We start from the raw sequence: 11,147 nt of genomic DNA on the forward strand, positions 1-11,147 counted from the left end.
TTACCCCTAGAAACTAACAAAAACTTGATAGCCTTCACCTACAACTTACCGAGCTTTTATTCCTAATACATTAAAACAAAAAACCACACCATCAACCTCTGGCTAATTTAACTTAAAAATATCAACTTACTACTATATCTATCCTATACAAACACTAGGGTACTTAAGTGTAGTACACTTAAACAGTATACGCAAGTGGTTAATAATAACTAAACAAAAAAACCTTCTTTCCTATCATATAAATACAACTTATCCATTCTTACCACGTCAAAACTGTTTTCTTCGAGTTTGATTAGTAAGTCATTTACATCGTTGTTTGTAACAGTTTTCTTCTCATTATTTACAATAAACCTACAGGTTACTTGATCGCTTGAAGACTTTGAACTTCCTGGCCAAATTGCAAGCCCTTTTGAATATATTGTGATAACCTTTAGATTGCTTAACTCAAATAACTTAACTAGTTGATCAAAATCTGCTGATTTATTCCAGGCAAGCGTTACATCGCTACCAACTAATTTTCTCACTTTGTAGTTCTGCTCATAGTCATATCGTATACTCACTTTGCTATCACCTAAATTACTACTGATTATAAATTCAGGCAATATCTTAGGCTTTTTCCCCAAATTATTTACAACAGCCTCTGCAAATTCTTTTGTACCAACTTTCCGTTTGCTCTTCTCCTTATACAAATCAGCAGTATGTATTCCATCTTCCAAAGTCTTTAACCATGCATTATAAATTAGTTTTGCAGCATCTACTTGATTTACGTAAATTAGCATATATACCGCAGCATTTAAAAGCCCAGAAGGATTAGCTAAGTTCTTTCCTGCAATATCAGGAGCAGAGCCGTGAACCGCTTCAAACATTGCGTATTCACTACCTATATTACTACCACCAACTAACCCAATAGAACCTAAAATTTGGGCCATTATATCTGATAATATATCTCCATACAAGTTCCCAGTTACTATAACATCAAAATTCCCAGGTTCAGTGGCAACACGCGCCATTCCAATATCAACTACATAATGTTCTGCCTTTATATCTTGGTACTTCTCTGCAATGCGATTAAATGCTGCGCGGAAAGTGCCATCAGTCATTTTCATTATGTTATCTTTAGTTAAGCAAGTCACTTTCTTTCTATTATGCTTTTTTGCATATTCAAAAGCATATCTGCATATCCTCTCTGAACCGGATCTAGTAATAATTTTAGTGCATTGGAAAGAATTACCAGTAAGTCTATGCTCTATCCCCGTATAAACGTCTTCCTCATTTTCGCGTATTATAACGGTGTCAAACTTACCAAATTTATTTTCTATAATAGGATGATACGAAATGCACGGTCTAATGTTCGCGTATAGTCCAAGATTTTTTCTAAGTGCAACATTCAAACTTCTGTGTCCCTTACCTTGAGGAGTTGTTATCGGAGACTTAAGTAACACCTTTGTCCTTTCAATAGATTTCCAGCCACTTGGAGAAATTCCGTTAGACCATTTCTTATCATAAACAAGTTTTCCTATTTCAATAACATCCACTGAGATCTTTGCTCCTGCTTCACACAATATCAACAGCACCGCTTCCATAATTTCTGGCCCGATACCGTCGCCATATGCAACTGTAATTGGTGTTGACATAACTTCCCTGATATTAAAATGATTTAATGTTAATCTAAATAATAGAGCAGCACAAGTGATCGATACTACCGAAATTAGCATATTCATAGTTATTCAATAACATGTTTTTATAAGTATACAGTTATATTACAAAAGTAGGATTATGGATACTGAAGTAAATGTTAAAGTAAATCATATAGGTTTCATAAGGAATACTATAGCAGAAATACTCAACTTTTTGATATCCTTCCCTGACTTTATCTACGCATATTCATCTATACATTATTAGATGATTTGGATTACTTTCATTTTCTGCTTCATCTACACTACCATAACACAATCTTCTACATCTTTATAATTGAGCTAATTTCATTTTAGTTTATGCTACTTAATTAATGTAAATAAACATTCTATGATAAATTTACAAACACGGTAGTGATAGATTACAAGCCTAATTAATACTTTACGTGCTATAAAAGTGTAAACCTTAATAATATCTTTATCATCATATAAGATAGCTAAATTAACATTTACAAACTTACGATATGGTACACATAGTTTAGAAAAGTAAAGCTCACTAGTTTACGTACGTACAAAATTGGAGTCCAACACTACAAAGCTATATTTATCTATATATTAGCCTGTTCAATGATCTTATTGAGTTTTTCTATTACCTATACTGAAAAAGAAACCTGTAAAGATATAAGAAGCCTTTAATAACATTGCTAAGTATATAAAAGCAAAAACATAAAGATTTTGAAATTATTGAAAGAAAAATGATAAACTTAATATCAAAATTACACAAAATTCTAGTAATAATTTCAGCACATATTCTACCTTATAAAGAGCAAAAAGCTCCTTTAAGTCCGGAGATGACGAAGCATCTATTCCTTTTTCTTACCAGGCCACTACAAAATTTCTTTATCATAAAATGCTTTAATCGGACTAGAAAACATTTATTACTCTAATAAAGAATTTTTGATAACAGTCTCAATATAACAACGATCTAGCGTTAAGTGAAAAAATGCTGAAATTGTATGATATACACAAAAACTGTACTCTCCTATTAGAAAATCTAGATCTGATCTATATAAAGAAGGAGAATCATACACACATCAAGAAATATATGATAGCTATAATTTCTCTTAACCGAGATAATATTTTTTATGTCTATAATTTAGCTATTACTCTAGACAAGCTTTCAGATTTCAAAATGCTACAACATTCTATTTAAAGATATTAAATATGACAACAAATTCAAAAGATATAAATGAAAAAACACCCATACCTAATGTAGAGGCAAGAGCAAAATTGATAAAACTTTATAAAGATACTTAACAACTCCGTAATTTTAATATTATCTCAACTATTCTAGACAAAATATCATAAAATTTAAGAAAAAGTTAATCATTATAAGGTAGCTTCTTTCTAAGAAGACAATACAGTAAGGTATAAATGATAGTACCAAAGATAACTTACCAACCCGAGCCACCAAATAGAACAACAAAAGAATTATTAAAATTTATTCTAAATCTCTTTAATGCATTAGACAAACTATTTTCATCTGTTAAAAAGAAAGGAATACCTGCCAAAAATACTGAGATCCAATTTGCAGACGATAAACATATTCATGCTAAAACAAGATGGTTTTGAAAATGATAATCAACTAAGCAGCTGCTATACTCTAGTAGCCAAAGAGCTTAGAGAAAAATCAATCGACTCACCACTTATATATGCTATTCAAGTAAACCCTGCTACAAAACAAGAGATCAAAAATAAAATGACAAATATATTTATGAAGGAATAAATTTCTCAAAGAAGAATAAGCACATCCACAAAGAAATAGATCCTTCTAAAAGAAATAACAATTTGTTTAAGTAGAGATTATCCCAATTAGAAAATATGCAATACAACAAGAGCCTATATATGCTAAAATCTCTGTGATAAAGGACGTAAGCTAGCTATATATTAGCACAAGAAAGATCAATTATTCAACCAAAGTAAATTCCACTGTAAAAAGATTGGAAAAGAAAGTAAAATCTATAAAAGCTAATTTTAACATTTACCATGGATAAGTAAAAGGCAGAAAAAACAACGGAAAGAAAAAAATAAACAAATAAATATAAATCAGAAACTAATACAATAACAGGTTAACAAAGAGGAGTTGTAGACTACACCACTAGAAAAACTGTTGGCACTAATGTAAAAAAGGTAAAAAATATGAATAAGGTTATGATTTTAACACAAAAATAGAACAATTAAGAGTAGAGCTTAGAATTCTCAACTCTAAAAAGAGAATTCAATTTATGTTAAATAAAGAATAATAGGAAATTATCGATATAAAATCATCGATACACCACTTTAATTGGGTAGTTCACGAGAGTATTAAAAATAAGAGTAGTTATTTTCTTATTAAGAAGAGTCAAAAGATGCAAACTATTATAATGAAGTATATTTTTACAAAGCAAATGCTTTTTGGTAAGTAAATCGACCTTGCATTTTATCTAGTTATTGATATTCTGAATAAAGAAATCGGGGCATGGCGCAGTCTGGTAGCGCATTTGGTTTGGGACCAAAGGGTCGGGAGTTCAAATCTCTCTGCCCCGATCCTCTATGTTGGTTTTGATACGTTTCAAAAACTCTGTCAATAGACTAAATTAATTAGTACATGCATTACCTTTTTTATATATCAACGTTTAACTTTATGCTACCAACTACTAATGCATATCTTACAGTATACATTTCTAAATAATTTTAGAAAATATTGGTTATTAGATAACATAATCAAAAATTTTTTCTTGATGTTCACTATGGTTAAAGCTGTACAAATTAAAAGAACTAGAGAAATAAAAGTATTAGAATTTGTTAATAGTAGGTATAAGTGAGCCAAAGGATGAAGAAGCTTAGTACGTCCGTTAGCGCTTGGAGTGGAAGCAGTGGAAGTTGTCGAAAAGCTTGGTAAGAAAATAAGCAATGACTTACAGATTGGAGATAGGGTTGGGTACTGCACAGCTCCAACAGGGCCATATTGTGAGAAACGTGTTATACACCAGAAATATTTGATAAAGATTCCAGATGAAATACCGGATGAAATTGTACCCATAGTATTACTCAAAGGCATGATAGCTCACCATTTAATTAACCAATCCTATAAAATAAAACCTGGCACCGCTGTGCTTGTACGTGGAGTTAATGGTGGATTAGGGCAGATAATATGTCAATGAGCAAATGATAAAAAATGAGTAGTAATAGGTTCTATAAGCTCTGACGAAAAAATAAAGATAGCTTTACAAAATGGCTGCATATATGCAATAAATTATCATGATAAAGACTTTGTTTCTAAGATTATGGAGATTACGCAAAACAAAGGAGTATGTGCAGTGCATGATCCTATAGGCTATGCTACACAGCAAACTTTTTTTCGAGTCTTTAGGAAAGTTTGGCATATATGTTTCTATGGACAAATATCAGGCAATGTTTCGATTAGCTCTCCCTTTACTTAGTTCACGTTCATTATATCATCATAAGCACAACAGACTCACCCTAGTGCTCACTTGCAGCGGAAATCTTTGAGATGATAAGGAAGAAACTTTTGACTGTATAAAGATTAACAAAAAGTACAAATTCGATGAAATAATAGAAGCTTATTTTGATATGGAGAACAGAAAAGCAAGTGGATTAAATATTATAAAAATCTCTTAAGCAAATTTTGCCTACTTTAGCAGTAAGCAATGTTACTCTTAATTATCTCAATATTCTCCCTTGGTAGTTCCTTGATAAATCGCGAAGTATACATTGATTGCCACTGGTTATTCATTTCCCTTCTACCTGCACATGAAATAATTAACCTTTCTTTTGCTCTAGTTATTCCGACATATGCAAGTCTTCTTTCTTCCTCTAAAGCTCTACCACTTTTATCTTCAAAGGATCTTTGATGCGGAAATAATCCTTCTTCCCAGCCAGGTAAAAACACGCATGGAAACTCAAGTCCTTTAGCTGCATGAAGAGTCATAACATATACAGTGTCATCACCACTCATATTATCGACTTCCGTCACCAAACTTACATGCTCCAAGAAAGTTGTGATATTATCAAAGTTTTTTAAAGATGAAATAAGTTCTTTAACGTTTTCTATCCGAGTTAAACCTATCACTTCCTCATTTTCAAGCATTTCCATATACCCTGATTGATCTGCTACGATTTTAACAAATTTATGCAATGGCTTTACGCTTACTATCTTTTTCCAAGCTTCAATTTTACTTAAAAAATCATTGAGTGAGAGCTTAATCCTTCCAATTACTTGATTGCTATCGACTAGTACTCTTGCTGCCCCAAAAAAAGAAGTCTTGTTATCTTGAGCAATTGTATATATCTTTTTTAGAGTTGTAGTTCCTATACTCCGCTTTGGCCGATTTACAATCCTTTCAAAAGCCAAGTCATCATTGATGTTCACAACGAGTCTTAAATATGCAATTATATCTCTGATTTCGTGACGTTCATAGAATTTTACACCGCTTATAATCTTATAGGGAATTGAATACTTTATAAAATATTCTTCCAGGATTCTAGTTTGAAAAATAGCTCTTACCAGGACCGCAATGTCACTAAATCTATATTTGTTGAGTTTTAATATCTGTTCACTTATGAACCTTGCTTCAGCCTTGCCATCCCATAATTTTATTAGATTTACCTTTTCCCCTTCAGTATTTGTTGTCCATAATTTTTTTTCTAAGCGGGTTTTGTTATGATTAATAATATATGACGCAGTCGCAAGTATGTGGGATGTCGATCTGTAGTTACACTCCAATTTAACGGTTTTTGCATTTTTAAAATCGTTAGAAAATTTCAAAATATTTTCAACTTCTGCACCACGCCAACTGTATATTGACTGATCGTCATCTCCTACACAACAAATATTCGAATGTCCTTTTGCTAAATATTTCAGCCAAAGATATTGTATTACATTTGTATCTTGATACTCATCTACCACAATATATTTGAACTTGTTTTGGTAGTAGGATAGAGTTTCAGCCTCTTGATCAAAAAGTTGTATGTTGTACAATAATAGATCACCAAAATCAACAGAGTTAAGGAACTTCAACCTTTCTTGATATTGGTTATAAACTTTAAGTGCAGTTACATATAAAGGTCTAAGTGATTGAATGCTCCCCACTTCAGACGGCAACAAGCACTTTTCTTTCCATTGCTGAATAACACTCATGACGGTCTTACATTTCTCTAAGAAGTAGTCGGGGTTTATTTCATTAATAATATTTTTTATTACCTGTAATTGATCATCCATACCAATAATTGTGAAATTAGAGTTTAAACCCACAATTTCAGCATGACGGCGCAAAATTTTTGCTGCAATAGCATGAAAGGTACCAAGCCATGGTATATTTACACCTGTAAGCTCAAGCACTCTCGATACCATTTCATTTGCAGCTTTGTTAGTAAATGTAACCGCTAATATCCCATTAGAACTAGCGTAACCATTTCTAATTATATGTGCTATTCTTGAAGTAATGGTTCTCGTTTTTCCTGTCCCAGCTCCCGCCAATATCAAAATTGGCCCATCTACATTAGTTACAGCTAATCGTTGTTCTGGATTCAGCAGTGAGAGATAATCGCCCATTTGCAGTTCTATAGATTACAACCTCTTAAAATTAAACCCATGATCCAAATATTGTAAAGGCTTTATTGGATATAACAGTAAGAAATATACTATTCAACAAATAATATATAATGAAAACGCTTGAATTTAGCTATTTTTGTTCTAGTGGTATCAGGTGTACATCGAGCTAAGGTAACTTAATCTAAACTAAAACTTCTATTTGTCAGTTAGGCAGGTAGAACTTTGAATGGCTTAAATGTAAAGTTCAATTCCCGCATTTCTATTTTTTCAACTTTAATAAGAAGCTCAAAAGTATAGTAGTTATACGCTGCAGGTTATTTGATAAGATTCTTATATGTTTTTAACTAAGTTTCAATATTATACTATAAAATAATAAGCTTTTTCTCAAAACTCTTTCCATGATTTACTTAAACTAGTTGATGTGTTACTAAAGTAAATTACCATATAAATTCTCATGGAGTATTAATAACTTTCTTAACCTAGACTATCTTATATATTATAGTCTAAAAAAACAAATATATAACTATACTTTAAGCTACATTAACTAACAATACATTATACATAGGTAACAATCTATAAAACTATCATGATAAGTCAACCTCACTATTTGTATTATATAAAGTTTTTGCTTTAAACTTACTTTAGCAGCAAAAACTATTAAAGAACATCAATAAAGGTGTTGTTGCGTATATGCTACGGTGGGATTGGTAGGACTCGAACCTACGACCAATTCGTTATGAGCGAACTGCTCTAACCAACTGAGCTACAATCCCATTCATTAGGATTTATAATACACACAAAAATAAACTTATCATCACCTTATCTCACTATCAATCCAACTTGATAAATCATTTATTGTACCAGTTTTACGTGCAATTTCTTTACCATCTTGAAATATGATTAATGTAGGTATAGATTGAATTCCCCATTTACTTGGAACCTCAGTTCCTTCACCTACATTAAACTTGCAGACCTTGATTTTGCCTGTTCTATCTCGGGCTAATTGTTCAATACGTGGCATTAAACTTTTACATGGTCTACACCACTCAGCCCAAAAATCTACTAATACAAACCCTTTATAGTCAGTGACCTCAAACTTAAAACTTTGATCATCTACTGATGTAACATTACCATTCATAAAATACTCAACTTAATTCATACAATATAACGCACTTGCCAGTAACTAATCAATTAAATTATTACTAAATAGCCTAAAAAATTGTCATAAAGCCTACACATAAGCAAAAACTTCTGTTACATCTGATGATCAAAAATATCCATATTTCCCCATCCCATCAGATCTAATCTAACACGAGTAGGAAGAAATTCAAAGCATTTTTGTGCCAATTCTTTTCTGTTTTCACGCTCCAGCATTGAATCTAGCTTTTCCTTTATTTTATGGAGATATAAAATATCAGACGCAGCATAATTTTTCTGCTTATCCGTTAAACTCTCACTTCCCCAATCAGAGGATTGTTGCTGTTTATTTAATTTGATATCAAGTAGCTCCAAGCATAACTCCTTTAAACTATGATTATCTGTATAGGTGCGAACCAAACGTGAAGCTATTTTTGTGCAATAGCACGGCACTGCCCAAATTCCTAAATAGTAGCGTATTATGCTAACATCAAACCGTGCAAAGTGAAATATTTTAGTTATATTTTCATCACCTAATATTTTTCTTAAATTTGGAGCTGTATAATTGTTCCTGAATTGAATTAAGTGAGCACTTCCATCATTAAAAGAGAGTTGCACAAGACATAATCTATCTCTGCCATGAAGCAGACCCATCGCCTCTGTATCAACGGCTATAGAACTTATGTTATCTGGCATTAAGCTAGCCGGTAAGTCATCTTCATATACAAATATCCTCATAAGGCTTTGTGGAATATTGAAAGACTAATAATAATTAAAAGTAAGTTTTAGTACACAAATATATAATAATATAGTCCTTTAAATTTCAAGCATATATTGGGATTTACAAATTGTTGTATATACCTATAATTTAAGAATTAGGTTAACTGCGGAAGTAGTTCAGTTGGTAGAACGCAACCTTGCCAAGGTTGAGGTCGAGGGTTCGAACCCCTTCTCCCGCTCTTCACTTCCAAAGTCACCCAATCAAAAATTCTTCCGTTTCCCTTACTATAACACTAAAGTTATTTATTTATTCTTGTAATTTGCATAAACTAATAACAAAAAAACTTAAAGTATTTAATACCTCACACTCAAATTTTGCACTATGTGCAACTTCACATCTTTATAAAATTTCTAAGTTTTGCTTGCAAAAGTTGAAACACACCTATAAGATACTTTATAATAGTAAATTTTTAAATATTTATAGCTAAAATAACTTAAGTTATCAACAACCATCATTCCACTATATGTTAATCTTTAAAAAACACCACTAATAGACTACAGTATAGACTTTCAGTTAATAACAGCCAAGGTTCTTTCTGAAATGTCAATCTCTTTCATATCTAAAACTTTATCATCTTGGTCGAATGAAATCTGCAGGGATTTACTGCTATACTTTCTTTTTCCTAAGAAATTAGATTGTTTTATTTTATATGAAATGTAATACCAAATATTTTCATCAAATTGAGATATTAATGTTGGTGATCCCAAAGTGTGAACCACTTTTTCTTTGTCATCACCTATTTTTATCTTGTTCCACAACTCAACACTAATATCTGAAGTTCCGTGATTGTAAATAGTGTTCGTACAGTTTACTAAAAATAATAGAACCAAGTATATCAATACTCGCATTTCTCTGAGATAAATCACTGTGAAATTACAATACACTAACAAATTACCTATAGTCAAATTTTATAAAAGTTAAATTGACTGATTTTTGGTATCGCTTAATATAATATTAACTTTAGAAAATAATTAGGGTACTCTATGTCATTGTTAGAATCAGATCCAATATATAAACCTTTTAATTACCCTTGGGCATATGATGCGTGGCTACAGCAACAAAGGATACATTGGATACCTGAAGAAGTTTCACTCGCTGACGATGTGAATGATTGGAAAACTAAACTTTCGGGTACGGAAAAAAACCTCCTAACTCAGATTTTTAGGTTCTTCACCCAAGCAGATATTGAGGTGAACAATTGTTACATGAGACATTACACAAATATATTTAAACCAACAGAAATATGCATGATGCTTGCAAGCTTCTCCAATATGGAGACCATACACATTGCAGCCTATTCATACCTTTTAGATACAATTGGTATGCCAGAAAGTGAATATCAAGCATTTTTAAAATATGATGCTACGAGAAAGAAGTATGAGTACATGCTAGAGTTTGAGGAGAGTAAAAAACACGATAAGAAACATGTAGCTAAAACTCTAGCAGTGTTTGGTGCGTTTACTGAAGGATTGCAGTTATTTGCATCATTTGCAATTTTACTTAATTTTCAACGCTTTGGAAAAATGAAAGGCATGGGACAAATAATTGCCTGGTCAGCACGTGATGAAACTTTACACACTAATTCAATTATTAATTTATTCAACACTTTTATTAAAGAAAATAATGAAATTTGGAATGAGGAGTTCAAAGAGGAACTGTATTCTGCATGTCGCACTATTGTTAGACTTGAAGATGAATTTATAAAACTCGCTTTTGATTTAGGAGACGTTGAAGGATTATCTGCAGAGGAAGTACGCAGTTATATACGCTACATAGCAAACAGACGGTTAATACAATTAGATTTGAAACCCATGTATAATATTAATAATAATCCTCTTCCATGGCTTGATGAAATACTAAATGGTGTAGAACATACAAACTTCTTTGAAAATAGAGTAACAGAATATAGCCGTGCAGCAACTCAAGGTACATGGGAAGAGGCTTTTAGCTAAAAGCGATACTAACAATAAAAAACTAATTA

General features: G+C 31.8%; 9 protein-coding genes and 3 tRNA genes. 6 read left to right on the plus strand and 6 right to left on the minus strand.

What is annotated here, in order from left to right; translation table 11 throughout:
- Nucleotides 1–209: 209 nt before the first annotated feature.
- Nucleotides 210–1,634 (minus strand): isocitrate dehydrogenase, encoded by a 1,425-nt coding sequence (gene icd / locus WOO_RS00810; protein ID WP_044135470.1) that lies wholly within the window; start codon nucleotides 1,632–1,634, stop codon nucleotides 210–212.
- Nucleotides 1,635–3,222: 1,588 nt separating this feature from the next.
- Here icd and WOO_RS03975 point away from each other — a divergent pair.
- The 4 genes from WOO_RS03975 (at nucleotide 3,223) to WOO_RS04310 (ending at nucleotide 5,116) form a co-directional block, all read left to right on the plus strand.
- On the plus strand, nucleotides 3,223–3,420 hold the full coding sequence (locus WOO_RS03975) for a hypothetical protein (protein ID WP_148271159.1): 198 nt from the start codon (nucleotides 3,223–3,225) through the stop codon (nucleotides 3,418–3,420).
- A 726-nt stretch (nucleotides 3,421–4,146) separates the two neighbouring features.
- A tRNA-Pro gene (locus WOO_RS00820) sits at nucleotides 4,147–4,220 on the plus strand.
- 320 nt (nucleotides 4,221–4,540) lie between these two features.
- Nucleotides 4,541–4,837 carry an MDR/zinc-dependent alcohol dehydrogenase-like family protein gene (locus WOO_RS03760; RefSeq protein WP_025264310.1) on the plus strand — a complete coding sequence of 99 codons (297 nt, stop codon included), beginning with the start codon at nucleotides 4,541–4,543 and terminating at the stop codon, nucleotides 4,835–4,837.
- 78 nt (nucleotides 4,838–4,915) lie between these two features.
- On the plus strand, nucleotides 4,916–5,116 hold the full coding sequence (locus tag WOO_RS04310; protein WP_369336058.1) for a hypothetical protein: 201 nt from the start codon (nucleotides 4,916–4,918) through the stop codon (nucleotides 5,114–5,116).
- Between the two features lie 215 nt (nucleotides 5,117–5,331).
- Here the strand turns inward: WOO_RS04310 and WOO_RS00830 are convergent, their stop codons facing one another.
- The 4 genes from WOO_RS00830 to WOO_RS00845 form a co-directional block, all read right to left on the minus strand.
- Nucleotides 5,332–7,248, minus strand: a complete 1,917-nt coding sequence (locus WOO_RS00830) for an ATP-dependent helicase (protein WP_014868815.1) — start codon at nucleotides 7,246–7,248, stop codon at nucleotides 5,332–5,334.
- A gap of 699 nt (nucleotides 7,249–7,947) precedes the next feature.
- A tRNA-Ile gene (locus WOO_RS00835) sits at nucleotides 7,948–8,021 on the minus strand.
- 41 nt (nucleotides 8,022–8,062) lie between these two features.
- Nucleotides 8,063–8,386, minus strand: a complete 324-nt coding sequence (trxA, locus tag WOO_RS00840; protein ID WP_014868816.1) for a thioredoxin — start codon at nucleotides 8,384–8,386, stop codon at nucleotides 8,063–8,065.
- 116 nt (nucleotides 8,387–8,502) lie between these two features.
- Nucleotides 8,503–9,123, minus strand: a complete 621-nt coding sequence (locus tag WOO_RS00845) for a ribonuclease D (protein WP_014868817.1) — start codon at nucleotides 9,121–9,123, stop codon at nucleotides 8,503–8,505.
- Nucleotides 9,124–9,271: 148 nt separating this feature from the next.
- Here WOO_RS00845 and WOO_RS00850 point away from each other — a divergent pair.
- Nucleotides 9,272–9,344: transfer RNA gene (locus WOO_RS00850), tRNA-Gly, on the plus strand.
- A 331-nt stretch (nucleotides 9,345–9,675) separates the two neighbouring features.
- Here the strand turns inward: WOO_RS00850 and WOO_RS00855 are convergent.
- Entirely contained in the window at nucleotides 9,676–10,014 is a 339-nt protein-coding gene (locus WOO_RS00855) for an outer membrane protein assembly factor BamE (protein WP_044135471.1), read from the minus strand.
- A gap of 135 nt (nucleotides 10,015–10,149) precedes the next feature.
- Here WOO_RS00855 and WOO_RS00860 point away from each other — a divergent pair, with 135 nt between their 5' ends.
- Entirely contained in the window at nucleotides 10,150–11,118 is a 969-nt protein-coding gene (locus tag WOO_RS00860) for a ribonucleotide-diphosphate reductase subunit beta (protein ID WP_014868819.1), read from the plus strand.
- The last annotated feature ends 29 nt before the right edge of the window (nucleotides 11,119–11,147 follow it).

This window comes from Wolbachia endosymbiont of Onchocerca ochengi (assembly GCF_000306885.1).
In the GTDB taxonomy this organism is placed as follows: Bacteria; Pseudomonadota; Alphaproteobacteria; order Rickettsiales; family Anaplasmataceae; genus Wolbachia.

Coding starts and splice junctions, on each gene's coding strand:
- icd (WP_044135470.1), bottom strand. CDS start 1,634: ATGTCAACACCAATTACAGTTGCATATGGCGACGGTATCGGGCCAGAA.
- WOO_RS00845 (WP_014868817.1), bottom strand. CDS start 9,123: ATGAGGATATTTGTATATGAAGATGACTTACCGGCTAGCTTAATGCCA.
- WOO_RS00860 (WP_014868819.1), top strand. CDS start 10,150: ATGTCATTGTTAGAATCAGATCCAATATATAAACCTTTTAATTACCCT.
- trxA (WP_014868816.1), bottom strand. CDS start 8,386: ATGAATGGTAATGTTACATCAGTAGATGATCAAAGTTTTAAGTTTGAG.
- WOO_RS00855 (WP_044135471.1), bottom strand. CDS start 10,014: ATGCGAGTATTGATATACTTGGTTCTATTATTTTTAGTAAACTGTACG.
- WOO_RS00830 (WP_014868815.1), bottom strand. CDS start 7,248: ATGGGCGATTATCTCTCACTGCTGAATCCAGAACAACGATTAGCTGTA.